This is a genomic window from Pseudomonas sp. MYb60 (assembly GCF_002979555.1).
Taxonomy (GTDB): domain Bacteria; phylum Pseudomonadota; class Gammaproteobacteria; order Pseudomonadales; family Pseudomonadaceae; genus Aquipseudomonas.
This window is the reverse complement of sequence record NZ_PCOZ01000002.1, coordinates 441,610-468,121: the sequence shown is the minus strand read 5'-3', so window position 1 is coordinate 468,121 and position 26,512 is coordinate 441,610. Positions and strand designations below refer to the sequence as shown.

General features: G+C 59.4%; 26 protein-coding genes. 17 read left to right on the top strand and 9 right to left on the bottom strand.

Features of this window, described 5'->3' with window-relative positions; all coding sequences use genetic code 11:
* Nucleotides 1-18: 18 nt before the first annotated feature.
* From CQ041_RS04975 to CQ041_RS04965, 3 genes are all read right to left on the bottom strand, one after another.
* Nucleotides 19-2,454, bottom strand: a complete 2,436-nt coding sequence (locus tag CQ041_RS04975; RefSeq protein ID WP_105521361.1) for a TonB-dependent siderophore receptor — start codon at nucleotides 2,452-2,454, stop codon at nucleotides 19-21.
* A 91-nt stretch (nucleotides 2,455-2,545) separates the two neighbouring features.
* The gene (locus CQ041_RS04970; protein ID WP_105521360.1) at nucleotides 2,546-3,490 is read right to left on the bottom strand and encodes a FecR domain-containing protein; all 945 of its coding nucleotides are present in this window, start codon (nucleotides 3,488-3,490) and stop codon (nucleotides 2,546-2,548) included.
* On the bottom strand, nucleotides 3,490-3,996 hold the full coding sequence (locus CQ041_RS04965) for a sigma-70 family RNA polymerase sigma factor (protein ID WP_105521359.1): 507 nt from the start codon (nucleotides 3,994-3,996) through the stop codon (nucleotides 3,490-3,492). The genes CQ041_RS04970 and CQ041_RS04965 overlap by 1 nt, the downstream gene beginning before the upstream one ends.
* A 552-nt stretch (nucleotides 3,997-4,548) precedes the next feature.
* Here CQ041_RS04965 and mnmG point away from each other — a divergent pair.
* The 17 genes from mnmG (at nucleotide 4,549) to CQ041_RS04880 (ending at nucleotide 20,756) form a co-directional block, all read left to right on the top strand.
* The gene (gene mnmG / locus CQ041_RS04960; RefSeq protein ID WP_105521474.1) at nucleotides 4,549-6,441 is read left to right on the top strand and encodes a tRNA uridine-5-carboxymethylaminomethyl(34) synthesis enzyme MnmG; all 1,893 of its coding nucleotides are present in this window, start codon (nucleotides 4,549-4,551) and stop codon (nucleotides 6,439-6,441) included.
* Nucleotides 6,438-7,082, top strand: coding sequence for a 16S rRNA (guanine(527)-N(7))-methyltransferase RsmG (gene rsmG / locus CQ041_RS04955; RefSeq protein ID WP_105521358.1), 645 nt, complete (start codon nucleotides 6,438-6,440; stop codon nucleotides 7,080-7,082). The genes mnmG and rsmG overlap by 4 nt, the downstream gene beginning before the upstream one ends.
* Before the next feature lie 18 nt (nucleotides 7,083-7,100).
* On the top strand, nucleotides 7,101-7,898 hold the full coding sequence (locus tag CQ041_RS04950) for a ParA family protein (RefSeq protein WP_016978715.1): 798 nt from the start codon (nucleotides 7,101-7,103) through the stop codon (nucleotides 7,896-7,898).
* Between the two features lie 9 nt (nucleotides 7,899-7,907).
* On the top strand, nucleotides 7,908-8,780 hold the full coding sequence (locus tag CQ041_RS04945; protein ID WP_105521357.1) for a ParB/RepB/Spo0J family partition protein: 873 nt from the start codon (nucleotides 7,908-7,910) through the stop codon (nucleotides 8,778-8,780).
* 148 nt (nucleotides 8,781-8,928) lie between these two features.
* Nucleotides 8,929-9,336, top strand: coding sequence for a F0F1 ATP synthase subunit I (locus tag CQ041_RS04940; protein WP_010565865.1), 408 nt, complete (start codon nucleotides 8,929-8,931; stop codon nucleotides 9,334-9,336).
* 16 nt (nucleotides 9,337-9,352) lie between these two features.
* The gene (gene atpB, locus CQ041_RS04935) at nucleotides 9,353-10,222 is read left to right on the top strand and encodes a F0F1 ATP synthase subunit A (protein ID WP_105521356.1); all 870 of its coding nucleotides are present in this window, start codon (nucleotides 9,353-9,355) and stop codon (nucleotides 10,220-10,222) included.
* Between the two features lie 134 nt (nucleotides 10,223-10,356).
* Nucleotides 10,357-10,614 (top strand): F0F1 ATP synthase subunit C, encoded by a 258-nt coding sequence (gene atpE, locus CQ041_RS04930; RefSeq protein ID WP_002555987.1) that lies wholly within the window; start codon nucleotides 10,357-10,359, stop codon nucleotides 10,612-10,614.
* Nucleotides 10,615-10,669: 55 nt separating this feature from the next.
* Nucleotides 10,670-11,140 (top strand): F0F1 ATP synthase subunit B, encoded by a 471-nt coding sequence (locus CQ041_RS04925; protein WP_105521355.1) that lies wholly within the window; start codon nucleotides 10,670-10,672, stop codon nucleotides 11,138-11,140.
* 12 nt (nucleotides 11,141-11,152) lie between these two features.
* Nucleotides 11,153-11,689, top strand: a complete 537-nt coding sequence (locus CQ041_RS04920; RefSeq protein ID WP_105521354.1) for a F0F1 ATP synthase subunit delta — start codon at nucleotides 11,153-11,155, stop codon at nucleotides 11,687-11,689.
* Nucleotides 11,690-11,710: 21 nt separating this feature from the next.
* Entirely contained in the window at nucleotides 11,711-13,255 is a 1,545-nt protein-coding gene (gene atpA, locus CQ041_RS04915) for a F0F1 ATP synthase subunit alpha (RefSeq protein WP_105521353.1), read from the top strand.
* Nucleotides 13,256-13,305: 50 nt separating this feature from the next.
* The gene (atpG, locus tag CQ041_RS04910) at nucleotides 13,306-14,166 is read left to right on the top strand and encodes a F0F1 ATP synthase subunit gamma (protein WP_010565870.1); all 861 of its coding nucleotides are present in this window, start codon (nucleotides 13,306-13,308) and stop codon (nucleotides 14,164-14,166) included.
* A gap of 27 nt (nucleotides 14,167-14,193) precedes the next feature.
* Nucleotides 14,194-15,570: a F0F1 ATP synthase subunit beta gene (atpD, locus tag CQ041_RS04905; protein WP_010207684.1), complete on the top strand. Its 1,377-nt coding sequence runs from the start codon at nucleotides 14,194-14,196 to the stop codon at nucleotides 15,568-15,570.
* A gap of 44 nt (nucleotides 15,571-15,614) precedes the next feature.
* Nucleotides 15,615-16,031: a F0F1 ATP synthase subunit epsilon gene (locus CQ041_RS04900; RefSeq protein ID WP_032885166.1), complete on the top strand. Its 417-nt coding sequence runs from the start codon at nucleotides 15,615-15,617 to the stop codon at nucleotides 16,029-16,031.
* A 122-nt stretch (nucleotides 16,032-16,153) separates the two neighbouring features.
* Complete coding sequence (gene glmU, locus CQ041_RS04895; RefSeq protein ID WP_105521352.1) at nucleotides 16,154-17,521, top strand: bifunctional UDP-N-acetylglucosamine diphosphorylase/glucosamine-1-phosphate N-acetyltransferase GlmU; 1,368 nt, start codon at nucleotides 16,154-16,156, stop codon at nucleotides 17,519-17,521.
* Between the two features lie 165 nt (nucleotides 17,522-17,686).
* The gene (locus CQ041_RS04890; RefSeq protein ID WP_105521351.1) at nucleotides 17,687-18,454 is read left to right on the top strand and encodes a DeoR/GlpR family DNA-binding transcription regulator; all 768 of its coding nucleotides are present in this window, start codon (nucleotides 17,687-17,689) and stop codon (nucleotides 18,452-18,454) included.
* Between the two features lie 10 nt (nucleotides 18,455-18,464).
* Entirely contained in the window at nucleotides 18,465-20,297 is a 1,833-nt protein-coding gene (glmS, locus tag CQ041_RS04885; RefSeq protein WP_105521350.1) for a glutamine--fructose-6-phosphate transaminase (isomerizing), read from the top strand.
* A gap of 63 nt (nucleotides 20,298-20,360) precedes the next feature.
* Nucleotides 20,361-20,756: a hypothetical protein gene (locus tag CQ041_RS04880; protein ID WP_105521349.1), complete on the top strand. Its 396-nt coding sequence runs from the start codon at nucleotides 20,361-20,363 to the stop codon at nucleotides 20,754-20,756.
* A gap of 27 nt (nucleotides 20,757-20,783) precedes the next feature.
* Here CQ041_RS04880 and CQ041_RS04875 read toward each other — a convergent pair whose 3' ends face one another.
* The 6 genes from CQ041_RS04875 to CQ041_RS04850 are packed head-to-tail and all read right to left on the bottom strand — an operon-like array spanning nucleotide 20,784 to nucleotide 26,461.
* On the bottom strand, nucleotides 20,784-21,716 hold the full coding sequence (locus tag CQ041_RS04875) for a phosphatidate cytidylyltransferase (protein WP_105521348.1): 933 nt from the start codon (nucleotides 21,714-21,716) through the stop codon (nucleotides 20,784-20,786).
* 1 nt (nucleotide 21,717) lies between these two features.
* Complete coding sequence (locus CQ041_RS04870; RefSeq protein WP_105521347.1) at nucleotides 21,718-22,338, bottom strand: 1-acyl-sn-glycerol-3-phosphate acyltransferase; 621 nt, start codon at nucleotides 22,336-22,338, stop codon at nucleotides 21,718-21,720.
* Between the two features lie 9 nt (nucleotides 22,339-22,347).
* On the bottom strand, nucleotides 22,348-22,791 hold the full coding sequence (locus CQ041_RS04865; RefSeq protein ID WP_105521346.1) for a hypothetical protein: 444 nt from the start codon (nucleotides 22,789-22,791) through the stop codon (nucleotides 22,348-22,350).
* Nucleotides 22,781-24,079, bottom strand: coding sequence for a phosphatase PAP2/dual specificity phosphatase family protein (locus CQ041_RS04860; RefSeq protein WP_105521345.1), 1,299 nt, complete (start codon nucleotides 24,077-24,079; stop codon nucleotides 22,781-22,783). Before CQ041_RS04860 ends, CQ041_RS04865 begins: the two co-directional genes overlap by 11 nt.
* A 2-nt stretch (nucleotides 24,080-24,081) precedes the next feature.
* Nucleotides 24,082-25,830 carry a bifunctional alpha/beta hydrolase/class I SAM-dependent methyltransferase gene (locus tag CQ041_RS04855; RefSeq protein WP_105521344.1) on the bottom strand — a complete coding sequence of 583 codons (1,749 nt, stop codon included), beginning with the start codon at nucleotides 25,828-25,830 and terminating at the stop codon, nucleotides 24,082-24,084.
* Nucleotides 25,831-25,840: 10 nt separating this feature from the next.
* Nucleotides 25,841-26,461, bottom strand: coding sequence for a CDP-alcohol phosphatidyltransferase family protein (locus CQ041_RS04850; protein WP_105521343.1), 621 nt, complete (start codon nucleotides 26,459-26,461; stop codon nucleotides 25,841-25,843).
* Between the last annotated feature and the right edge of the window lie 51 nt (nucleotides 26,462-26,512).

Here is a 26,512-nt window from a genome sequence, read left to right as displayed (position 1 = left end):
CGAGTTATCCACAGCACGCTACCAGTTGTAAGACACCGTACCGAGCAAAGTGCGGCTGTCGCCCCAGTAGCAGCGACCGGCATCGTTGCAACCAGATACATATTCCTTGTCGAACAGGTTCTTGGCGTTCAGATCCACCGACCAGTGCGTATCGATCTGGTAACCAATGGCGGCATCCACCAGGGTGACGCTGCCAGGGTCGAGTTTCCCGTAGAGCGTCGGCCTGGTGTAGGAATAGGCGCTGTCGAAGTAACGCACCCCACCCGCCAGGGACAGCCCTTTGAGTTGGCCATCCAGGAACCGGTATTTGCCCCACAGCGATGCCTGGTTGCGCGGTACCCCTGTCATCTGGCGCCCCTCGACCAATGAACCGGCCGTGTCCTTGGTGATCCGTGCATCGGTATAGGTGTAGGCGGCCGTCAGGTTCAGGTTCGGCGTGAGGTTGCTGTTGATCTCGAGCTCTGCGCCTTTGGCGCGGCTTTCACCCACTTGGCGATAGGTATTGGTGGTGCTGTCGAGGTAGGTATCGTCCTTCTTGAGCAAGTCATACACCGACAGGGTCATCGCCGTGTCCCAACCGATGGGCTCGTACTTCAGGCCCACTTCATATTGGCGGCTGGTGATGGGCTTGAGCGGTGAGCCCGTCACCGCGATCTGCTGCACCGGGACGAACGCCGTGGAGTAGCTGACATACGGCGTCAGGCCGTTGTCGAACTGATACATCACGCCACCCTGGTAGGTGAATTTCTGCTCAGTGTTGCTGGAGTTCGAGGCGCTTTTCACCTTGTCGCGAAAATCACTGTCGACCCAATCCTGACGACCGCCCAGCAGGAATAACCAGCGGTCATACTTGCTCTGGATCTGTGCATAAACACCTTTCATCTGCTGCTCGAGCAAGGTGTTTTGCACGGCGATCGGTGTGACCGGATCGCGTAGATACACGGGGTTATACACATTGATGGCACCGATCAGCCCTCCATCCCAATCCTGATTGAACGAGGTGCGATCGTAGCTCGCGCCGAACAATACGGTGTTTTCCAGGCTGCCCAGCTGGAACTTGCCTTCCAGTTGGTTATCCAGGGAATAGACCATCGACTTGTTGTAGCGGTCGTAGGCACTCATGTTCAGTCGGGTGCCAAAGCCCTGGTTATTCAAGTCGCCGGGCCAGGTTTCATGCCGGGTGATACGTGACTGCATGTAGCGCGAATTCTGGCGGAACTGCCAATCGTCATTGAAGCTGTGGCTGAATTCATAACCGGTGTTCCAGGCTTCACGCTCAAAGGTGTTCCAGTCCGGGTCGCCGAGCATGGTGTGTTTGGACAACTGGCCGTTGGGGTTTGTGAGCAACGTGCCGGCCGCCGGTAGGCCGAGTTCCAGGTTGGTGTGGTCTTTCTGGTAATTGGCGAGCAGGGTCAGGGTGTTGTAGTCGTCGAAGTTCAGGGTCAGGGACGGTGCGATATAGAGGCGGTCATCCGGCACATGGTCGGTCTGGGTGTCTGACGTGCGTCCGAGCATCACGACCCGGCCAAGGACATTGCCGCTGTCGTTGAGTGGTCCGGAGATATCCATACCCAGTTGGCGGCGGTTATTGGAGCCGTAGCCCAGCTGCACCTCACCCTGCGGGGTTGCGGTGGGGTGTTTGCTGACTAGGTTCACCAGCCCCCCCGGGGCATTTTCGCCATAAAGCAGGGATGAGGGCCCACGGAAAATTTCCACGCGTTCCAAACCATAGGGCTCGCTGGTGGTGTCATACCGGTTGCCTTGAACGCGCAGGCCGTCTCGCAAGAGGCCGTAGCCGTAGTCCGTGGCGTTGAAGCCGCGAATGAAGAACAGGTCCCCGGCCAAGCCGTCACCGGCGGCGAAGGGGGGGGCGAAGATCCCCGGCACGTAGCCAAGCACTTCCGTCAGGCTCTGAGACTTCTGGTCCTTGATGCGTTGGCCGGTGACCACCGATACCGAACGTGGGGTTTCTGACAAAGGGGTACTGGTCTTGGTGCCGATTCGGCTGTTCTGCGCTTTGTAGCCCACATCCCCAGCGATGTCCTGGTTGAAGCCGGCCTGTTGATAAGTGCTGACGGTGGTCGGCCCGAGTGTGAGTTGGCCGCTGGGCGCAGGTTGCAACACGTAGCTCCCCGGTGCCTGGGCCACCGCTTGCAAGCCAGAGTCCTGAAGCAACAGAGCAAAACCCTGGTCTACCGAATAGTCACCGTCCAGACCCGGCGTGTTCAATCCCGCCGTTTGCTGGGGTGAAAAAGACAGAATCACATTGGCCCCGGCAGCAAATTGGCTCAAGGCACCGTCCAGCGCACCGGGTGCAATGCTGTAGCGCTGGACTGCGCTGGCGGCCATCACACCCGTCGAGAGCAGCATGCTGCTGGCGGCGGCCGTGAGCAGCAAACCGTAGCTGAAACCGTGGCAAGAGAGTCGCAGGCGAAGCTTGGCGGGGAGGTGCATAGGTGGGTTAGCCCTGAAGGTAGCGTCGTGATTACCTGTAGGGCCGTTACAGGTTTAAAAAAGATAACCCTTTGTGGATTATTTTTCGCAATCAGCCGATTTGTTTCACCGACACCCAATAGCGGGTGAAATACTTCACCTGAATCGGCAGCGTCGCTTGCAGGTTGGCCAATACCGCGTCGGTGGAATCCAAGCGGAAAGTCCCGGAGACACGCAGTCGCGCCGAAGCCAGGTCGCATTGCAGGACACCCGGTCGATAGCGGGCCAGCTCCTCGATCACATCCCCAAGCCGCGCATCCAGCACGATCAGTTGGCCATGGGTCCAGGCGATGCAATTGCCGTTGTAGGCTTGCTTGAGTCCCACATGCATCCGGTCAAAATCAACGCTTTCGCCCGCCGTGAGCTGCCGGGCGTGGTTCGGGCTGTCTGCCGGCGACACGTTGACACGATCTTCCAGCACCCCGACCCGAGTGGCATCCGGCAATTGGCGCACGGAAAACCGTGTACCCAATGCCTGGACTCGACCCTGATGGGTTTCAACGTAAAACGGCGTCTGCGCGCCGAGCGTGCCGGTGTGGATAAGTACCTCCCCTTGGTGCAGCCGAATCAGACGCTGGCGTCCGTCGAACTGCACATCGATTGCCGTGTGGGTGTTGAGGTCGATGCGCGTGCCATCGGCCAGCTCGATACGCCGCCGCTCTCCCACCGCTGTGCGGTAATCCGCCCAGAGAGTGCCCAGGGCCGTGTGCTCCTTGACGTTCCAGCCCAGGTATCCACTACCGCCGAGAACCAGCATCCACTTGAGCACCTGGCGTCGTTGTTGCGTGCTCGACAACGCGCGACGTGTCAGGCCCTGAGGCATTGAGCCGAGGTTGCGTTGCAATTGCTCCATCTGGTTCCAGGCAGTCTGATGGGACGGATCCCCGTTGAGCCAGTGCTGCCAGGCTTGGCGCTCTTCGGGGGTGGGCGGCTGGGACTGGAATTGCACGTACCAACTGGCGGCAGTCTCGAAGGCCTTGCGGTCAGGCACGGCCATTACAGGCTGGCCATGATCAGGGCGCATTCGGTCAAGGCACGGATCATGTGTTTTTTAACCGTGGTCAGCGACACCTGCAGCTGATCGGCGATCTGTTGATAAGTCAGGCCATCAATGTGCGACAGGATGAAAATGGTGCGGGCACGTTCCCCGAGTCCGGCCAGCGCTTTATCCACTGCCACCAGCGTTTCGATGATGATTGCCCGGTCTTCTTCACTGATCGCGGTGGCTTGCGGGCGTTCAGCCAGGGTCTGTGCATAAGCCTGCTCGATGGCATGCCGGCGATACCGATCAATCACCAGTCCACGTGCAATGGTCGCCAGGTAATCCCGGGGCTCCAGGATCTGCGCCGCATGGCGACCACTGAGGATGCGCACGAACGTATCGTGCGCCACATCGGCGGCATCGCAGGCGTTATGCAATTTGCCCTTGAGCCATCCATGCAGCCACGAATGATGCTGCTCATAGATGTGCTGAACCGTGGCCGTGTGAGAAGGAGGGGACATAGGGCATGACAGACTGGTTAATGATAATCGCTATTATTAACTGCGCTGTAGATTTCTCACAATAGGCCTGCCTCGATAGAACCAAGCACTGAGTCGAAAGAGTTCAGTGGCGTCGACGTGGGCAATTTAACGCGTTTGTGTGGATTAAGCCCTGTGAATAACCGCCCCTGTGCCCAGTTGATAACAGGGCCTGAAACCTGAGCAAAACCCCGCCTGTGGATAACAGCCTGTTTAATCCACAGGCTTAAAGCACTTATCCAATGGTCTCATTGGCACATGAACACAGACTTTTGAATCTCTGTACACGACGTATATAAAGGCCTGTAGCGATCTGTCCACAGAAAGGTTGATCAGTATAAATAAACATAAAAACAAAGATTTAATAAATTTCTCTCTTTTAATTTCTATTGTCTGTGATTCATCCACAGCTGGTTAAATTTTGTCCAAAGGGTTCTTTAGGAAGGGCTAAGTCCCTATACTTGCCGCCATAGCTCCAAAACTCTTTCAACAGACAATTCCTGATTACCTACATAAGCAGGCACGAGGTGCGTGGTGGATTTCCCTTCCCGTTTTGAAGTGATCGTCATCGGCGGCGGTCATGCCGGTACCGAGGCAGCACTGGCGTCAGCACGCATGGGCGTTAAAACCCTGTTGCTCACGCACAACGTGGAAACCCTCGGTGCGATGAGTTGCAACCCCGCGATTGGCGGGATCGGCAAAAGCCACCTGGTCAAAGAAATCGACGCCCTTGGCGGCGTGATGGCCATGGCGACCGATAAGGGTGGTATTCAATTTCGCGTGCTCAACAGCCGCAAAGGCCCGGCCGTGCGTGCTACGCGGGCCCAGGCTGATCGCATCCTGTACAAGGCGGCCGTTCGCGAAACCCTGGAAAACCAGCCGAACCTGTGGATATTTCAGCAGGCAGCCGATGACCTGATCGTCGAACAAGACCAGGTACGCGGTGTAGTTACCCAGATGGGCCTGCGGTTCTTCGCAGAGTCCGTGGTGTTGACCACCGGTACTTTCCTCGGCGGACTTATCCACATCGGTATGCAGAACTATTCGGGTGGTCGCGCCGGTGATCCGCCGTCGATTGCCCTGGCCAAGCGCTTGCGTGAATTGCCGCTGCGTGTCGGTCGCCTGAAAACCGGTACCCCACCGCGTATCGACGGTCGTTCCGTGGATTTCTCGGTGATGACCGAACAAGCCGGTGATACGCCGATCCCGGTGATGTCGTTCATGGGTTCCAAGGAACAGCATCCGAAACAGGTCAGCTGCTGGATTACCCACACCAACGCCCGCACCCACGAAATCATCGCGGCGAACCTCGACCGTTCGCCGATGTATTCCGGCGTGATCGAAGGCATTGGCCCGCGTTATTGCCCGTCGATTGAAGACAAGATCCACCGCTTTGCCGACAAGGAAAGCCACCAGGTCTTCATCGAGCCGGAGGGCTTGACCACCCACGAGCTGTACCCGAACGGGATTTCCACGTCCTTGCCGTTCGACGTGCAAATCCAGATCGTGCAATCGATCCGCGGGATGGAAAACGCGCACATCGTGCGTCCTGGCTACGCCATCGAGTACGACTACTTCGACCCGCGTGACCTCAAGTACAGCCTGGAAACCAAGGTCATCGGCGGTTTGTTCTTCGCCGGGCAAATCAATGGCACCACCGGTTACGAAGAAGCCGGCGCCCAAGGTTTGCTGGCCGGGACCAATGCCGCGTTGCGTGCACAAGGCAAAGACAGCTGGTGCCCGCGTCGCGACGAGGCGTATATCGGTGTGTTGGTCGATGACCTGATTACGCTGGGTACCCAGGAACCGTACCGGATGTTCACATCGCGGGCGGAATATCGCCTGATCCTGCGCGAAGACAATGCCGACCTACGCTTGACCGAAAAAGGTCGCGAACTCGGCCTGGTCGATGATGTGCGTTGGGAAGCCTTCTGCAAAAAGCGCGAAAGCATTGCGCTCGAAGAACAACGCCTGAAAAGCACCTGGGTTCGCCCGGGCACCGAGCAGGGCGACGCGATTGCCGAGAAATTCGGCACGCCGCTGACCCACGAATACAATTTGCTGAACCTGCTGTCGCGTCCGGAAATCGACTACGCTGGCCTGGTTGAAGTGACGGGCGGCGGTGCAGAAGATCCACAGGTCGCCGAGCAGGTCGAAATCAAGACCAAATACGCCGGCTACATTGACCGCCAGCAGGACGAGATCGCTCGCCTGCGCGCCAGTGAAGACACCAAGCTGCCTGTGGATATCGACTACACCGGGATTTCCGGCTTGTCGAAAGAAATCCAAAGCAAGCTGGGGATAACGCGTCCCGAGACATTGGGCCAGGCTTCACGTATTCCCGGCGTCACCCCGGCAGCCATTTCGCTGTTGATGATTCATTTGAAAAAACGCGGCGCGGGCCGTCAGTTGGAGCAAAGCGCTTGAGTTCGTTGGTCACCTCGCAACATGCCGAAGAGTTATCCACAGGCGCACGCCAGTTGGGTGTCGACCTGACCCCGGCCCAGCACGAATTGCTGCTCGGCTACCTGGCCCTGTTGATCAAGTGGAACAAGGCCTACAACCTGACCGCAGTACGTGATCCCAACGAAATGGTCTCGCGCCATCTGCTCGACAGTTTGAGCGTGATGCCATTCATCGAGAACGGTCGCTGGCTGGATGTGGGCAGTGGCGGCGGCATGCCTGGCATTCCGTTGGCTATCCTGTTCCCGAAGTCGCAAGTGACCTGCCTGGACAGCAACGGCAAGAAAACCCGCTTCCTGACCCAGGTCAAACTCGAGCTCAAGTTGGATAATCTGAACGTTATCCACAGTCGCGTCGAAGCCTTCACGCCTGAACAGCCCTTCAACGGAATTGTTTCGCGGGCGTTCAGCAGCATGGAGAACTTCAGCAACTGGACTCGCCACCTCGGCGACCGTGATACCCGCTGGCTGGCAATGAAGGGCGTCCATCCAAGCGACGAGCTGTTAGCATTGCCGGCAGACTTCCACCTCGATAGCGAACACGCCTTGGCCGTACCCGGTTGCCAAGGCCAACGCCATCTGCTGATACTGCGCCGCACGGCATGATTGGGAACACAAGCAAGAATGGCTAAGGTATTCGCGATAGCGAACCAGAAAGGTGGCGTGGGTAAAACCACCACCTGCATCAACCTCGCAGCATCCCTGGTCGCGACCAAGCGTCGGGTGCTGTTGATCGATCTCGATCCACAGGGCAACGCCACCATGGGTAGCGGTGTGGATAAACACGGCCTGGAAAACTCGGTCTACGACTTGCTGATTGGCGAGTGCGACCTGGCCCAGGCCATGCATTACTCCGAACACGGTGGTTATCAACTGCTGCCGGCCAACCGTGATTTGACCGCGGCGGAAGTGGTGCTGCTGGAAATGCAGATGAAGGAAAGCCGTCTGCGCAGCGCGCTGGCGCCGATCCGCGAGAATTACGATTACATTTTGATCGACTGCCCGCCGTCGCTGTCGATGCTCACGCTGAACGCGCTGGTCGCCGCCGATGGGGTGATTATCCCCATGCAGTGCGAGTACTACGCGCTGGAAGGCTTGAGCGACCTTGTGGATAACATCAAGCGCATCGCCGAGCTGCTCAACCCGAACCTGCAGATCGAAGGTTTGCTGCGGACCATGTTCGATCCGCGCCTGAGCCTGATGAACGATGTGTCGGCGCAGCTCAAGGAACACTTCGGCGATCAGCTGTATGACACTGTGATCCCGCGCAACATCCGTCTGGCCGAAGCGCCCAGCTACGGCATGCCCGCGCTGGCGTACGACAAGTCCTCCCGTGGTGCCATTGCCTACCTGGCCCTGGCCGGCGAGATGGTTCGTCGCCAACGCCGCAACTCTCGCACCGCTGCAGCCCAGCCAACTTAAGGAATCCCCATGGCCGTCAAGAAACGAGGTCTCGGACGTGGACTGGATGCACTGTTGAGTGGTCCGACCGTCACATCGCTTGAAGAACAAGCGGTGCAGGCCGACGAGCGTGAGCTGCAGCACCTGCCCCTGGACCTGATCCAGCGCGGCAAATACCAGCCTCGCCGGGACATGGACCCGCAGGCGCTGGAAGAACTGGCCAACTCGATCAAGGCCCAAGGCGTGATGCAGCCGATCGTGGTACGCCCGATTGGCGGTGGACGCTTTGAGATCATTGCCGGTGAGCGCCGCTGGCGTGCCAGCCAGCAGGCTGGCAAGGAAACCATCCCGGCGATGGTGCGCGATGTGCCGGATGAAACCGCCATTGCCATGGCGTTGATCGAGAACATCCAGCGTGAAGACCTCAACCCGGTCGAAGAAGCGATTGCGTTGCAGCGCTTGCAGCAGGAGTTCCAACTGACTCAGCAACAAGTGGCTGACGCTGTAGGCAAGTCCCGCGTGACGGTGTCTAACTTGCTGCGCCTGATCTCGCTGCCGGAAGTCATCAAGACCATGTTGTCCCACGGCGACCTGGAAATGGGTCACGCCCGTGCGCTGCTCGGTTTGCCGGAAAATCAACAGGTTGAAGGGGCGCGACACGTTGTCGCACGAGGGCTCACCGTTCGTCAGACCGAGGCCCTGGTTCGCCAGTGGCTCAGCGGCAAACCTGCACCGGTTGAAACCGTCAAACCTGATCCGGATATCGCGCGCCTCGAGCAGCGCCTGGCCGAGCGCCTAGGCTCTGCGGTGCAGATTCGCCATGGCAAGAAGGGCAAAGGCCAATTGGTCATCGGATATAACTCTCTCGATGAGCTTCAGGGCGTCCTTGCCCACATCCGCTGAAACATTTACTCATGTAGCGTGTGATCGGAAATCACTACCCGGCAGTTGAATAGGGGCAGAACCGCCCCTATACTCTGCGCGCATTTTGTCGGCACAAATTATGCCAAGTTATTGATTTCCGGCAGCCGACCATTGAGGAGCAAGAGTGATGGAAACCCGCACGCCAAACACGTTGCCGTTCCATCGCTTGGCCGTTTTCCCGGTTTTATTGGCTCAATTTGTCATCTTGCTGATCGCCGCTTTGGCGCTTTGGTATTGGCATGGAGTCGTAGCCGGGTATTCAGGACTCTGCGGAGGCCTGATAGCCTTGCTGCCCAATATGTATTTTGCTCACAGGGCCTTTCGGTTTTCCGGCGCCCGAGCAGCCCAGGCTATCGTCCGGTCTTTTTATGCTGGCGAGGCAGGGAAACTGATTTTGACGGCAGTGCTGTTTGCACTGACCTTTGCAGGTGTGAAGCCATTGGCGCCGCTGGCTGTATTCGGCGTCTTCGTGTTGACCCAACTGGTCAGCTGGTTCGCTCCCCTGCTAATGAAAACAAGACTTTCGAAACCTTAGGGCGTTTGAGGCAACCATGGCAGAAACAACCGCTTCGGGCTATATCCAGCACCACTTGCAGAACCTGACCTTCGGTCAGCTTCCTAATGGCGGCTGGGGCTTTGCCCACTCCGCAGCAGAGGCCAAAGAAATGGGCTTCTGGGCTTTCCACCTGGATACTCTGGGTTGGTCGGTCGCATTGGGTCTGATCTTCGTCTTCATTTTCCGCATGGCGGCGAAGAAGGCGACTTCGGGTCAACCAGGTGCTTTGCAGAACTTCGTTGAAGTATTGGTCGAATTCGTCGATGGCAGCGTGAAAGACAGCTTCCATGGCCGTAGCCCGGTGATTGCACCGCTGGCACTGACCATCTTCGTCTGGGTGTTCCTGATGAACGCAGTCGACCTGATCCCGGTCGACTGGATTCCTCAACTGGCCATCCTGATCTCTGGCGATCCGCACATTCCATTCCGTGCCGTATCGACCACTGACCCGAACGCTACCCTGGGCATGGCCCTGTCGGTGTTCGCGTTGATCATTTTCTACAGCATCAAGATCAAGGGCATCGGCGGCTTCATCGGCGAACTGACCCTGCACCCGTTCGGCAGCAAGAACATTTTCGTTCAGGCCCTGCTGATCCCGGTGAACTTCCTGCTGGAATTCGTGACCCTGATCGCCAAGCCGATTTCCCTGGCTCTGCGACTGTTCGGCAACATGTATGCCGGCGAGCTGGTGTTCATTCTGATCGCTGTGATGTTCGGCAGCGGCCTGCTCTGGCTTAGCGGCCTGGGCATTGTTCTGCAGTGGGCGTGGGCTGTGTTCCACATCCTGATCATCACCCTGCAGGCCTTCATCTTCATGATGCTGACCATCGTCTACCTGTCGATGGCGCACGAAGAGAACCATTAAGACCAGTCTCGACTAGTCTGATGTCCTTCCCGGTAACACGGGAAGGTAGGCCCTACCGGGCTATGAAACGATTTGTTTTACCGCTTTAAAATCTAAAAAACCTAAACCATACGACGTAAAAGTCGGGAGGAAAGATGGAAACTGTAGTTGGTCTAACCGCTATCGCTGTTGCACTGTTGATCGGCCTGGGCGCCCTGGGTACTGCCATTGGTTTCGGCCTGCTGGGCGGCAAGTTCCTGGAAGGCGCAGCGCGTCAGCCAGAAATGGTCCCAATGCTGCAAGTTAAAATGTTCATCGTCGCCGGCCTGCTCGACGCCGTGACCATGATCGGTGTTGGTATCGCTCTGTTCTTCACCTTCGCGAACCCCTTCGTTGGTCAACTCGCCGGTTAATCACTCGTTTTTCGAGTGATTGGTGTGTTGTGCAACGAATGAGCGAGGTATTGGCGTGAACATTAATGCAACCATTATTGGTCAGTCCTTAGCGTTCTTGATTTTTGTCGTTTTCTGCATGAAGTTCGTATGGCCTCCGGTCATCGCAGCTCTGCACGAACGTCAGAAGAAGATCGCGGATGGACTGGACGCTGCAGCACGAGCAGCTCGCGACCTGGAGTTGGCCCAAGATAAAGCGGGTCAACAACTGCGCGAAGCGAAAGCTCAGGCAGCCGAAATCATTGAGCAAGCCAAGAAACGCGGTAACCAGATCGTTGAAGAGGCTGTTGAAAAAGCCCGTATCGACGCTGACCGTGTGAAGGTTCAGGCTCAGGCCGAGATCGAGCAGGAACTGAATAGTGTCAAAGATGCGCTGCGTACCCAACTGGGTGCTCTGGCCGTCGGCGGTGCTGAGAAGATCCTGGGTGCCACAATCGATCAAAACGCGCACGCGGAGCTGGTTAACAAACTGGCTGCTGAAATTTAAGCGAGGGCGATCATGGCAGAATTGACCACGTTGGCCCGACCTTACGCTAAGGCAGCCTTCGAGCACGCCCAGGCCCACCAGCAGCTGGCCTCTTGGTCAGCCATGCTCGGCCTGGCTGCAGCAGTGTCGCAAGACGACACCATGCAGCGCGTGCTCAAGGCCCCGCGACTGACGAGCGCACAAAAGGCCGCCACGTTTATTGACGTGTGCGGCGACAAGTTTGATGTGAAGGCACAGAACTTCATCAATGTCGTTGCCGAAAACGACCGTCTCCTGCTTTTGCCGGAGATCGCCGCTCAGTTCGACCTGTACAAGGCCGAGCAAGAGAAATCGGTAGACGTTGAAGTGACCAGTGCTTTCGCATTGAACCAAGAACAGCAAGACAAACTCGCCAAGGTTCTCAGTGCACGACTCGACCGGGAAGTGCGCCTGCAAGTTGCGGAAGACCCATCCCTCATTGGGGGTGTTGTCATTCGCGCCGGCGACCTGGTTATCGATGGCTCGATTCGCGGCAAACTCGCGAATCTTGCCGAAGCATTGAAATCTTGAGTTTGAAGGGGCAGCAGAGCAATGCAGCAACTCAATCCTTCCGAAATAAGTGAAATTATCAAGGGCCGCATCGACAAGCTCGATGTGACCTCCCAAGCCCGTAACGAAGGCACTGTCGTCAGCGTATCTGACGGCATCGTGCGGATTCACGGTCTGGCCGACGTAATGTACGGCGAGATGATCGAGTTTCCGGGCGGCGTCTACGGTATGGCCCTCAACCTGGAGCAAGACTCCGTAGGTGCCGTTGTATTGGGCGCTTACACCAGTCTGGCTGAAGGCATGAGCGCCAAGTGCACAGGCCGCATCCTCGAAGTTCCGGTTGGTAAGGAACTGCTGGGTCGCGTTGTCGACGCACTGGGTAACCCTGTTGACGGCAAAGGTCCACTGGGCAACACCGAGACCGACGCGGTCGAGAAAGTTGCTCCAGGCGTGATCTGGCGTAAGTCGGTAGACCAGCCTGTACAGACTGGCTACAAGGCTGTCGATGCCATGATCCCTGTCGGCCGTGGCCAGCGTGAGCTGATCATCGGCGACCGTCAGATCGGTAAAACCGCTCTGGCCATCGACGCGATCATCAACCAGAAAGACAGCGGCATTTTCTGCGTCTACGTAGCAATCGGTCAGAAACAATCGACCATCGCCAACGTGGTTCGCAAGCTGGAAGAGAACGGCGCCCTGGCCAACACGATCATCGTGGCTGCCAGTGCTTCGGAATCTCCTGCGCTGCAATTCCTGGCACCGTACTCCGGTTGCACCATGGGTGAATTCTTCCGCGACCGCGGTGAAGACGCGCTGATCGTTTATGACGATCTGTCCAAGCAAGCAGTGGCTTACCGCCAGATTTCCCTGCTGCTGCGCCGTCCACCAGGCCGTGAAGCCTACCCAGGCGACGTGTTCTATCTCCACTCCCGTCTGCTGGAGCGCGCATCCCGCGTTTCGGAAGAATACGTAGAGAAGTTCACCAACGGCGCAGTGACCGGCAAAACCGGTTCCCTGACCGCACTGCCGATCATCGAAACCCAGGCTGGCGACGTTTCCGCGTTCGTTCCGACCAACGTGATTTCCATCACCGACGGTCAGATCTTCCTGGAATCGGCCATGTTCAACTCGGGCATCCGCCCTGCAGTGAACGCCGGTGTTTCGGTATCCCGTGTGGGTGGTGCCGCTCAGACCAAGATCATCAAGAAGCTCTCCGGTGGTATCCGTACCGCTCTGGCTCAGTACCGTGAACTGGCGGCATTCGCCCAGTTCGCCTCTGACCTGGACGAAGCGACCCGTAAGCAACTTGAGCATGGTCAGCGCGTTACCGAGCTGATGAAGCAGAAGCAATACGCCCCAATGTCGATCGCTGACATGGCGTTGTCGCTGTATGCCGCTGAGCGTGGGTTCCTGACTGACGTCGAAATCGCCAAGGTCGGCAGCTTTGAACAAGCGCTGATTGCTTACTTCAACCGCGATCACGCCGACTTGTTGGCCAAGATCAACGTGAAGGGTGACTTCAATGACGAAATCGACGCTGGCCTCAAAGCCGGTATCGAGAAGTTCAAGGCCACCCAAACCTGGTAAGCCGCAGCGGGAGCCGCAAGGCTCCCGCTTGCTAACCTGATAGGTGTTACATGGCAGGCGCAAAAGAGATTCGCAGTAAGATTGCGAGCATCAAAAGCACGCAAAAAATTACCAGCGCCATGGAAAAAGTGGCGGTCAGCAAAATGCGCAAGGCACAAATGCGCATGGCTGCTAGCCGTCCTTATGCGGAGCGTATCCGCCAGGTAATTGGGCATCTGGCCAACGCCAACCCGGAATACCGCCACCCATTCATGATCGACCGCGAAGTTAAGCGTGTGGGTTATGTGGTTGTGAGCAGTGACCGTGGTTTGTGCGGTGGTTTGAATACCAACCTGTTCAAGGCCCTGGTCAAGGACATGGCGGTAAACCGCGAAAACGGCGTCGAGATCGATCTGTGTGTTGTTGGTAGCAAGGGTGCGGCCTTTTTCCGCAACTTCGGCGGCAACGTCGTAGCAGCTATCAGCCACCTGGGTGAAGAGCCGTCGATCAATGACTTGATCGGCAGCGTGAAGGTGATGCTGGATGCGTACCTGGAAGGCCGGATTGACCGCCTCTCCGTGGTATCCAACAAGTTCATCAACACCATGACCCAGCAGCCAACCGTGGAGCAATTGATTCCACTGGTGGCGACCCCGGATCAGGAACTCAAGCACCACTGGGACTACCTCTACGAACCAGACGCCAAAGAGCTGCTTGACGGCTTGATGGTGCGCTACGTGGAGTCGCAGGTGTACCAGGCGGTGGTCGAGAACAACGCAGCTGAACAAGCGGCGCGGATGATCGCGATGAAAAACGCTACCGATAACGCCGGTGATCTGATCAGCGATTTGCAGCTGATCTACAACAAGGCGCGTCAGGCTGCGATCACCCAAGAGATCTCGGAAATCGTCGGCGGCGCTGCCGCGGTTTAACGGTTCAAATATTCAGAGGATCCAGCTATGAGTAGCGGACGTATCGTTCAAATCATCGGCGCCGTTATCGACGTGGAATTTCCACGCGACAGCGTACCGAGCATCTACAACGCGCTGAAAGTACAAGGCGCGGACACTACTCTGGAAGTTCAGCAGCAGCTGGGCGACGGCGTAGTTCGTACCATTGCGATGGGTTCCACCGAAGGCTTGAAGCGCGGTCTGGACGTAGTCGACTCTGGCGCAGCCATCTCCGTACCGGTCGGTAAAGCGACCCTGGGCCGGATCATGGACGTACTGGGCAACCCAATCGACGAAGCTGGCCCGATCGACACCGAAGAGCGTTGGGGCATTCACCGCCCAGCACCTTCGTTCGCCGAACAAGCTGGCGGCAACGACCTGCTGGAAACCGGTATCAAGGTTATCGACCTTGTCTGCCCGTTCGCCAAAGGCGGTAAAGTGGGTCTGTTCGGTGGTGCCGGTGTAGGCAAGACCGTAAACATGATGGAACTGATCCGTAACATCGCCATCGAGCACAGCGGTTATTCCGTGTTCGCCGGTGTGGGCGAGCGTACTCGTGAGGGTAACGACTTCTACCACGAGATGAAGGACTCCAACGTTCTGGACAAAGTGGCACTGGTTTACGGTCAGATGAACGAGCCGCCGGGTAACCGTCTGCGCGTAGCACTGACTGGCCTGACCATGGCCGAGAAGTTCCGTGACGAAGGTAACGACGTTCTGCTGTTCGTCGACAACATCTACCGTTACACCCTGGCCGGTACTGAAGTATCCGCACTGCTGGGCCGTATGCCTTCCGCAGTAGGTTACCAGCCGACCCTGGCTGAAGAGATGGGCGTTCTGCAAGAACGTATCACTTCGACCAAGGAAGGTTCGATCACTTCGATCCAAGCGGTATACGTACCTGCGGATGACTTGACCGACCCGTCGCCAGCGACCACCTTCGCCCACTTGGACGCCACCGTCGTACTGTCCCGTGACATCGCTTCCCTGGGTATCTACCCAGCGGTCGATCCACTCGACTCGACTTCGCGCCAGCTGGACCCGAACGTGATCGGCCAGGAGCACTACGACACCGCTCGCGGCGTTCAGTACGTGCTGCAGCGTTACAAAGAGCTGAAGGACATCATTGCGATCCTGGGTATGGACGAGCTGTCGGAAGCCGACAAGCAGTTGGTAAACCGTGCTCGTAAGATCCAGCGCTTCTTGTCGCAGCCGTTCTTCGTGGCTGAAGTCTTCACCGGTGCCTCGGGTAAATACGTTTCCCTGAAAGACACCATTGCTGGCTTCAAAGGCATCCTCAACGGTGACTACGACCACCTGCCAGAACAAGCGTTCTACATGGTCGGCGGCATCGAAGAAGCGATCGAGAAAGCCAAGAAACTGTAATCCAGGCGCCCGGAAACGGGCGCTCATCAGGTTGAGGCAATCAGATGGCTATGACAGTCCATTGCGATATCGTCAGCGCGGAAGGGGAAATCTTCTCCGGTCTGGTAGAGATGGTGATTGCACACGGCGAACTCGGTGACCTTGGTATTGCCATGGGTCACGCGCCGTTGATCACGAGCTTGAAGCCAGGTCCGATCACTCTGACCAAGCAAGGCGGGGAACGTGAGGTGTTTTACATCTCCGGCGGTTTCCTCGAGGTTCAGCCGAACATGGTCAAGGTACTTGCCGACACTGTGCAACGTGCTGGTGACCTGGATGAAGCCTCCGCTCAGGAAGCCGTCAAGGCTGCCGAGAAGGCCCTGAATGAAAAGGGTGCGGACTTTGACTACAGCGCTGCTGCTGTACGTCTGGCCGAGGCTGCAGCCCAGCTGCGCACGCTCCAGCAGATCCGCAAAAAGTAAGCGGCCATGCCGTCATGCTTGATGCGCGATTGATTAAAAAGGGTAGCCTCGGCTACCCTTTTTCTTTTTTTGCAAAACACTTCTCAGGTCTAAGCCGGACCGCCCAGGATTGGTAGCCACTCATGTCTCTAGAAATCGTAATTCTTGCCGCAGGCCAGGGCACCCGTATGCGATCGGCCCTGCCCAAGGTGCTGCACCCGGTTGCGGGCAATTCCATGCTGGGCCACGTTATCCACAGCGCTCGGCAATTGCAGCCTCAGCGCATCCACGTGGTCATCGGCCACGGTGCCGATGCGGTACGTGAGCGCCTGGCGGCCGACGACCTGAATTTCGTATTGCAAGACAAGCAACTGGGCACGGGCCACGCCACTGCGCAGGCCGTGCCGTTCATCACGTCCGATACCGTGCTGATTCTCTACGGCGATGTGCCGCTGATCGAAGTCGAAACCCTGCAGCGCCTGCTCAAGCATGTCGTGCCCGGTCAGATGGGCCTGCTCACCGTTGAGCTGGACGATCCCACCGGTTATGGCCGCATTGTGCGCAACGCCGATGGCAAGGTGGCGGCCATCGTCGAGCACAAGGACGCCAGCGAAGCCCAGCGCGCTATCACCGAAGGCAACACCGGCATTCTGGCGGTGCCTGCCAGCAAGCTCGCCGATTGGATGAGCCGTCTGTCCAACAACAATGCCCAGGGCGAGTATTACCTCACCGACGTCATCGAGATGGCCGTGAGCGATGGCCTGCTGGTCGCCACCGAGCAGCCCCACGACCCGATGGAAGTGCAGGGCGCCAACGACCGCAAGCAACTCGCCGAATTGGAGCGCCACTACCAACTGCGCGAAGGCCGCCGCCTGATGGCGCAGGGCGTGACCTTGCGTGACCCGGCACGCTTCGATGTCCGCGGTGAAGTCACCGTGGGCCGCGACGTGCTCATCGACATCAACGTGATCTTGGAAGGTCGCGTGATCATCGAAGACAACGTGGTCATCGGCCCTAACTGTGTGATCAAGGACAGCACCCTGCGCAACGGCGTTGTGGTCAAGGCCAATAGCCATCTGGAAGGCGCAGTGATGGGCGAGGGCAGCGACGCCGGCCCATTCGCTCGCCTGCGCCCTGGCAGCGTGCTGGAGGCCAAGGCCCATGTGGGTAACTTCGTCGAACTGAAAAACGCCCATCTGGGTGAAGGCGCCAAGGCCGGTCACCTGACTTATCTGGGCGACGCGGTAATCGGTGCGCGTACCAACATTGGAGCGGGCACCATCACCTGCAACTACGACGGCGCGAACAAGCACGTCACGGTATTGGGCGAAGACGTGTTCATCGGTTCCAACAACTCGCTGGTTGCCCCGGTGAGCGTGGGCGACGGTGCCACTACTGCCGCAGGCTCCACCATCAACCAGGATGTGGATAACTTGCAGCTCGGCGTTGCCCGTGCCCGACAGCGCAACATCGACGGTTGGAAACGCCCGGTCAAAATCAAAAAGACCTGAGTTATCCACAGTCTCCTCAGCGACAAGTATTCAATGTGGGAGGGGGCTCGCCCCCTCCCACATTCGATCTGCGTCGTATAAAAATTTGCTCCGCCCGCTTGACGATCTTTCGCCAATAGGTTTTGATTGCCTTCGTTATCTTTCGAAACGAAACTTATCATCACCATGTCGAAACGAAATACCCCCCAACGCCGTCACAACATCCTCACGTTGCTCACTGAACAGGGCGAAGTGAGCGTGGACGAGTTGGCCAAGCGTTTCGAAACTTCGGAAGTCACCATTCGCAAGGATTTGGCTGCCTTGGAGAGCAACGGCCTGTTGCTGCGTCGCTACGGCGGTGCCATCACCATGCCCCATGAGCTCGTGGGCGACGCCACCCAGCCGGTGTCGGTCTACAAGCGCGCCATCGCCCGTGCGGCCGTGCTGCGCCTGCGTGAACATGCGCGCATCATCATCGACAGCGGCAGTACCACCGCCGCGATGATTCCCGAACTGGGCCATCAGCCCGGCTTGGTGGTGATGACCAACTCCCTGCATGTCGCCCGCGCCTTGAGCGAACTGGAACACGAGCCTGTGCTGCTGATGACCGGTGGCACCTGGGACCCGCATTCGGATTCGTTCCAAGGCCAAGTCGCCGAACAGGTGCTACGTTCCTATGACTTTGATCAACTGTTCATCGGCGCCGACGGCATCGATTTGCAGCGCGGTACCACCACCTTCAACGAATTGCTCGGCCTCAGCCGCGTGATGGCTGATGTCGCCCGCGAAGTGGTGGTGATGGTCGAATCCGACAAGATCGGCCGCAAGATTCCCAACCTGGAACTGCCCTGGAGCAGTGTCCATACCCTGATTACCGATGATCGCCTGCCGCTTGAGGCCCGCGACCAGATCCAAGCCCGTGGCATTACGCTGATATGCGCGGCAATCATCTAGGAGAAGCACCATGTGTGGCATTGTTGGCGCAGTCGCTGAACGTAACATTACTCCCATCCTGATCGAAGGCCTCAAGCGCCTTGAATACCGTGGCTATGACAGCGCCGGTGTGGCCGTTTTCACCAACGGCGGCAAACTGGAGCGCATGCGTCGCCCGGGCAAGGTCAGTGAGTTGGAGCAAGCACTGGCCGGCGAGCCACTGGTTGGCCGCCTCGGCATCGCCCACACCCGCTGGGCCACCCACGGTGCACCGTGCGAGCGTAACGCTCACCCGCACTTTTCCGGCGACCTGGCGGTGGTGCACAACGGCATCATCGAAAACCACGAAGTGCTGCGCGAACAACTCAAGGGCCTGGGCTACGTGTTCACCTCGGACACCGACACCGAAGTGATCGCTCACCTGCTCAACCACAAGCTCAAGGACCACAGCGACCTGACCACCGCCCTCAAGGCGACGGTCAAGGAATTGCACGGCGCCTACGGCCTGGCCGTGGTCAGCGCCAGCCAACCCGACCGCGTGGTTGCTGCCCGCAGTGGCAGCCCACTGGTGATCGGCCTGGGCCTGGGCGAGAACTTCCTCGCGTCCGACCAACTCGCCCTGCGTCAGGTGACCGACCGCTTCATGTACCTTGAAGAGGGCGATATCGCCGACATTCGCCGTGAAAGCGTGCAAATCTGGGACGTCAATGGTCAGTCGGTCGAGCGCGAAGCCGTGCAATACCGCGATGGCGCCGAAGCCGCCGACAAGGGCGAGTACCGCCACTTCATGCTCAAGGAGATCCACGAGCAGCCGTCCGTGGTACAGCGCACCCTCGAGGGTCGCCTCAGCCAGAACCAGGTACTGGTCAACGCCTTCGGCCCACAGGCCGCAGAGCTGTTCGCCAAGGTGCGTAACGTACAGATCGTGGCGTGCGGCACCAGCTACCACGCCGGCATGGTTGCCCGTTACTGGCTGGAAGAGCTGGCCGGTATCCCGTGCCAGGTCGAAGTCGCCAGCGAGTTCCGTTACCGCAAGGTGGTGGTGCAGCCTGATACGCTGTTCGTGACCATCTCCCAGTCCGGCGAAACCGCCGACACCCTGGCCGCCCTGCGCAATGCCAAGGAACTGGGTTTCCTCGCCAGCCTGGCGATTTGCAACGTGAGCATCAGCTCCCTGGTCCGCGAATCCGACCTGACCCTGCTGACCCAGGCCGGTCGCGAAATCGGCGTGGCCTCCACCAAAGCCTTTACCACCCAGTTGGTGGGCCTGTTGTTGCTGACCCTGTCCCTTGGCCAAGTGCGCGGCACCCTCGCCGACGGCGTCGAAGCCACCCTGGTGGAAGAGCTGCGTCGCCTGCCAACCCGCCTCGGCGAAGCCCTGGCCATGGACAGCATTGTGGAAAAAGTCGCCGAACTGTTCGCCGACAAGAACCACACCCTGTTCCTCGGCCGTGGCGCCCAGTACCCGGTGGCGATGGAAGGTTCGCTCAAGCTTAAGGAAATTTCGTACATCCACGCCGAAGCCTACCCGGCTGGCGAGCTGAAACACGGCCCGCTGGCGCTGGTGGATGACGACATGCCGGTGGTCACTGTCGCGCCAAACAACGAACTGCTGGAGAAGCTCAAGTCCAACCTGCAGGAAGTCCGCGCCCGTGGCGGCCAACTGGTGGTGTTCGCCGACGAGAAAGCCGGCATGACCAACGGTGAAGGCACCCACGTCATCAACATGCCGCACATCCACGACATCCTGTCGCCGATCCTCTACACCATCCCGCTGCAACTGCTGTCGTACTACGTGGCCGTGCTCAAAGGCACCGACGTCGACCAGCCGCGCAACCTGGCCAAGTCGGTGACGGTGGAATAACCCGCCGTGCCCTGGAGGCCCGCGGGTCTCCAGGGTGCTGCTCGACGAAAGGAAGCGTCCTCCATGCAATCCCCTCTCTTCTCACTCGGCGATCGCCTGCACGATCGCCGATTTGTGGTCGCCAACAATGCCCAGGGGCTCTCCGGCAGTGGCACGGTGTTTCATTACCGGGTCGACGGGGACGCCATCTCGAGTACCTACCAAGGTGGCCGGATCCTCACCGGTCAACAGGTCGGACGCGTTACCGGATCAGACACCTTCGAATTGCTCTATCAGTGCCTGACCACTGAGGGCGAGCTGTTGGCCGGGTGGTCTCGTGGCACGGTCGGGGTTGATGACGCGGGTCGCACCACCCTGAGCTTCGTGTGGGGCTGGCTGTCAGGGGCCACCGGCGGTGGTGAATCCAGCTACACCCAACTCGTCACTGAACCCCTGTGGGAGGGGGCTCCCACCTTCTGATTATCATCGGGTTCGAGTGTGGTGGCGTCAGGTCCACCAGTACCGCACCAGGTGAAAGAAGATCGGCGCGGCAAAACACACCGAATCCAGCCGATCCAGCATGCCGCCGTGCCCTTCGATCATGTGCCCCCAGTCCTTCACGCCCCGGTCGCGCTTGATGGCTGACATCACGATGCCGCCAGCGAAGCCCAGCAAGTTGATCAACAGCGCAATCAAGAATGACTGCCACGGGTTGAACGGCGTGGTCCACCACAGTGCCGCGCCGATCAGGGACGACAACAGGATGCCGCCGACGAAGCCTTCCACGGTTTTCGACGGTGACAGGTTGGGCGCAATCTTATGTTTGCCGAACAATTTCCCACACACGTACTGGAGCACGTCCGACAGTTGCACCACGATCACCAGGTAGGCGATCAGCAGCAGGTTACGGCCTTCATAGCCCGGGATGTCGAGGGTGAGCAGGGCCGGCACGAAAGACACGCAAAACACTGCGATCATCAGGCCCCATTGCACTTTCGAGGCGCGCTCGAGGAAGTGTGTGCTGTCGCCGCCCAGCGAGGCGAGGATCGGCAACAGCAGGAACACGTATACCGGGATAAAGATCGAGAACAGCCCGTACCAGTCCGCGTAGATCAGCAGGTACTGCAGCGGCAATGCCAGGTAGAACGCGGCCACCAGTGCCGGGTAATCGCTGCGGCGGGTGGGCGTGAGGGTGAGGAATTCGCGCAGGGCATAGAACGACACGGCGTAGAACAGCAGGATTACCGCGCCGGTGCCAAGCCAGAAGGCGATGCCGATCACGACCACCATCACCCACCATGCATTGATGCGCGCGTTGAGGTTGTCGATCACCGCGTTGGGCGTGCCGCGGGTACGCAGCTTGAGAATCAGCCCGATCAGCGAAGCGAGCACCAGGATCGCGCCGATGCCGCCGAACAGCATTATGGTCTGGCTGTGCATGTCAGGAATGCTCCGGGGCAAGGGCGAGCAGGGCGTCGCGGGTGCGGGCGAGGAAGGCGGCTTTGTCCTCGCCGTCCTCCAGCTGCAACGGCGCGCCGAAACTGGTGGTGCACAACAGGGGCAACGGCAGCACGCGGCCCTTGGGCATGACGCGGTTGAGGTTGGCTATCCACACGGGCACCAGTTCGGCCTGTGGGTAACTTTTTGCCAAATGGTACAGGCCACTTTTGAATGGCAGCAGGCCATCCTCGAGGTTACGTGTGCCTTCAGGGAAGATGATCAGCGAGTCGCCACCCTCCAGCGCATTGAGCATCGGCTGCAAAGGGTTATCCACAGGGTCCTTGCGCTCCCGGTCGATAAGCACGCCGTTGAACACGCGGTTGATGATGTAGCGGCGCAGGGCGCTGGTGTTCCAGTAGTCGCTGCCGGCCACCGGGCGCGTGAATTTGCGCAGGTTTTGCGGCAATGATGCCCACAGCAATACGAAGTCGCCGTGGCTGCTGTGATTGGCAAAGTAGATGCGTTGCACCGGCACGGGTGCACACCCCAGCCAGAGGCTGCGGGCGCCGGTGACGGTGCGGGCCATCGAGGTAATCAACGTGGCGACCACGGGTTCGAACATGGGAATTCCTTATCCGGCGAAAGGCAGCCAAGGGCTGGCGAGGATCACGGCCAGCGTCAGCAGCGCTTGCGCGCCCAGCAGCCAGGCTTGTTTGCGCAGCAATTTAAGGGCGCCACGGCGGCGCTCGGTCCATGGCCGGCCGGCGCGCTTCGCCGATTGCAGTCCGAGGCTTTGCAGGGCCTCGTCAAGGTCGGCGGTGCGCTCGATGTCACGGGCGAGCAGGGTGAACAGGTCGGCGTCGAAGGCGACGCGCAGCGCCCAGTACTTTTGCAGCAGCCCGAGGATAATCATCCACAGGCTGAGCAGCAGGCAGATCGGCGCAATATTGGCCATCAGCAGTTGCGCCAGGCCGAACAACACGCCGACCAGCGTCAGGCCTGTGGATAATTGATCCAGCGAACGGCCACGGCGCAGCAGGCTGGCGACGACCTGGAGTTCCATATCAGCGGGCATGGGGCAACCCCTCCAACGCTTCACGGTGAGCGGGATGCAGGACCACATCGGTCCGCGCTGTACGAATGATAGTCAGCGCAGCCTCTACCGTCGCGGCGCGCCCGGTGTGCAGAAGCCAGGCGGCGACGGCAGTGGCGCTGCGTGAGTACCCCAGGGCGCAGCACACCAGCAATGGCCCATTCGTTCGCAGGCGCTCGATGGATTGGGCAGCTTGCAGGCATTCGTCGGGCGTGGGCGCGACCAGGTCCAGTACGGGGATGCATTCATAGGCACGTCCCTGTGGATGAATCGGCAATTCGGCACAGAGATCGACGATGGCCTGGAAGGGTTGCTGTTCGCGTGCCGCAGGCATCCGCCCGAGCCAGACGTTATCCACAATCAGGTCCGGCTGTGGGTGTTTGCGTGTCCACAGGCGCGAATTGACCCACGCCGCAGCTAGATAAGGTGCATACAGCCAGCGTGCCGCGGGCGTCAGTCGACCATCGGCGCGCTTCTGAAAGCCGGCGGCGCCCAGCATGACGTAGTTGGCCATGACCAATGCCAGCGAAAACGCCGGCCAAAGTATCCACAGCCAGGCGCCGCCCATTGCCAAGGCGATGATCGCCAGCGCCAAAGCGCCCAGGCCGTATCGCACGCCGAGGCGCCAGCGCTTGGGATCTCCCGTCAGCCTCGCATTCAGCGGTGGACTCGGGTGCTCCACCGGCCACAGCCACACGCAGATCCAGCCGGCGAGGGCGCCTGTGGGTAAGTCGATAAAGTGATGTTGATAAGTGGTCAGCACTGAAATACCGATCAACGCGAACCAGCCATGTACCAGCCAGCGCCAGAAGCCCCGGGTATGGCGCTGGTACATGACCCACAGGATCACGAGCAGCGCGATATGCAGCGAGGGCGCCTGGTTGAACGGTTTGTCGAAACCCGCCAACACCGCGAACAGCCAGCCGAACACGCCGTCCATTGCCGGGCGCTCGAAGGTGAAGCGCAGTGGCCAGATCAAGAAGCAGCTCACGGCGATGACCTGCGCACTCAGCAGCCGTAGCGCGTGTTGTTTCAGTTCATGCCGGGTGTTGGGCAGCAGCAGGGAAAACCCGTAGAGCAGGTCGATGGACCAGTAGGGCACGATGGTCCAGGCCCAGAACGGCATGTGGGTTTCCCAGCCGAACACCAGGGTGCCGACGTCGTTGCGCTGGCTGGTGACCCAGGTGGCAAAGCCATAGGTGCTGAAAAACAGCGGCGCCAACAGCAGCAGCCACAAGACCGCTGGTTTCAATAAACCGAGTTCGCGCATGTTCAGATCTTCTGTGCCAGGGACACGGTGAAAATGCCCCACTCATCCACACGCTGAGTGATCTTGCGAAATCCTGCGGCCTCCACCAATTGATCCATTTCCGCCTGGCTGCGCCGACGCATCACCCAGGCCTGGCCCTGGCGATGGCTGGTCAGGGCGCGGGCAATCAGCTCCAGTTGCGGATGCCACGGCTGGCCGGTGTAGACCAGGTACCCACCGGGCTCGACGGCTTCAGCCAGACCGGCGAGAGAACCGCCGACCATGGCGTTGTCGGCAAACAACTCGTACAACCCGGACACCACCGCCAGGGTCGGCTTGGGTTCCAGCGCGGCCAGGTCGGCACGGTCAAAGGCGTCGCCTTTGACGAATTGCGCGATATCCCCCAGGCCCTTCTCGCGAATCAACGCGCCACCGTCGCGTACATTGATGTCGCTGTAGTCGCGCAACAGGATCGATTCCGGCAGCGGTGATACGCCTTGCAACGCTTCGAGAATGTAGCGACCGTGACCGGCGGCGATATCCACAATGCGCACGTCGCGATCCTCTCCGCGCAACGAGGCCATGGCCAGACGCAGCAGTTCCTCGACGTTCACCTTGCGCTGGCGAATACCGCGCCAGCCGATGGAATTGAGGTAGTTGGCGTCGATCATCCGCCCCAGCCCGCCCTTGCCGGTGGGTGTGTTGCGGTACACGTAGTCCAGGGTGCTGCCGGAATCGAAGCCGGTGTCGAAGCCCAGCTTCACGCCCTCCGACAGGCGCTTGCCCAGGCCCATGCTGGCGCGGGTCAGGCGCCAATAGAGGTCGCGCAGGGAGTTGCGCGGCAATGGCGCGGCGAGGGCTTCGGATTCGGCGCAGGTGGCGCCGATCTTGTCCGCATCCAGCAACGAGGCGCGGTCCAGCGGGTGTTCGAAATTCTGCAGGATAAAGCGCTTGGCGCTGTTTACGGCGGTGGCGCGGTCACGTTCGCCGAGGGTGTCGTGGAAAAAGCCGGGCAGGATGTGCAGCTCTTTTTTCAGGCTGCCGAGGCGGTCGAAAAACTGCTGCTGGGGTTTGCGGTGCACCACAAAGTCCGATCCCGACACCAGTACCTGGGTCGGCACCTGGATCGCCTGGGCATCGGCGACTACCCGGTCAGCGGCTTCGTACAGGCCGAGCAGCACATTCACCGAGATCGCCTTGGTGATCAACGGGTCGCTGTCGTAGGACGCTACCCGTTCAGGGTCATGGCTGAGGAACTTGGCTTTTACATAGCTGTTGACGAAAAAGTTGCCGCGAAACTTGCGCAGCAGCGCCAGGCCAGGCCGCGCGAACGGCACGTACAGCTTGACCTTGAATGCCGGGGAGGCGAGCACCAGGGCGCGGATCTTAGGCGCGTAGTCGTGCACCCAAGTGGCGGCAATCACCGCGCCGACGCTTTGCGCGATCACCGCGAAGTTTTCTTCCTCGATGCCATGGGTGGCGCCGATGTGGTCGCAGAACGTCTGCACATCTCGGGCGCTGGTGGCGAAGCTGGGGCTGTCGCCGCGTTCGCCGGGGGACTGGCCGTGGCCGCGGGCGTCCCAGGCGAAAAAGTCGAATTGGGGCAGGTCCAACTCGTCCACCAGGTGCGCGATGCGTCCCGAATGTTCATGGCCGCGATGGAACAACACGATGGCCTGGCGCTGCCCGGCAGGTGCCATGGCTGGCCAGTGCCGGTAGAAAAGCTCGACGCCATCATGGGCAGTGAAGGTGTGTGCCTGTTGTTCACGCATCGCAAAATCCTTATGCAGAAGGGGAAATGTGTGCTTCTTTGAGGCCTTGGCGCACCCGGTTGACCAGGGTATAGGCGAGCAGGGCGGCGACCAGCCACATCACGCCCTCCACCCAGCCGGCGCCGAGCCAGCCCAGCGCCACGCCGGTGGCCAGCACGCCAAGCACGAACGCGCGATCGCTCTTACCCATCGGCCCGTCATAACGGCGCGATGCGCCCACCATCGGCCCCAGCACCCCGGCGTATTCACTGAACACCGCCAGCAATGTCACCAGCAGCACCGGCGCCAGGCTTACGCCAGGGATGAGCGCGAAGGGCAGGATCAGCGCACTGTCGGCGATCACGTCGCACAGCTCATTGAGGTACGCGCCCAAGCGCGATTGCTGGCCGAATTCCCGGGCGAGCATGCCGTCGATGGCGTTGAGGGCCATGCGCAGGATCATCCACAGCGGGATCAGTGCGAACAGCCACAGGTGCTGGGCAAAGCTGGCGATCAGCAGGCCCACCAACAGCGAAACCCCGCCGGCAAGCACGGTGATCTGATTGGCGGTGGTGCCGTTGTCATAGAGGCGCTGCACGAGAGGACGCAGCAGGTTTTGAAAGCGCGGCTTGAGCTGATAGATCGAAATCATGGGGGTAACGCTTCCTTGTCCGTGGACCCGCGAAAAACTGGTTGGGAGTGT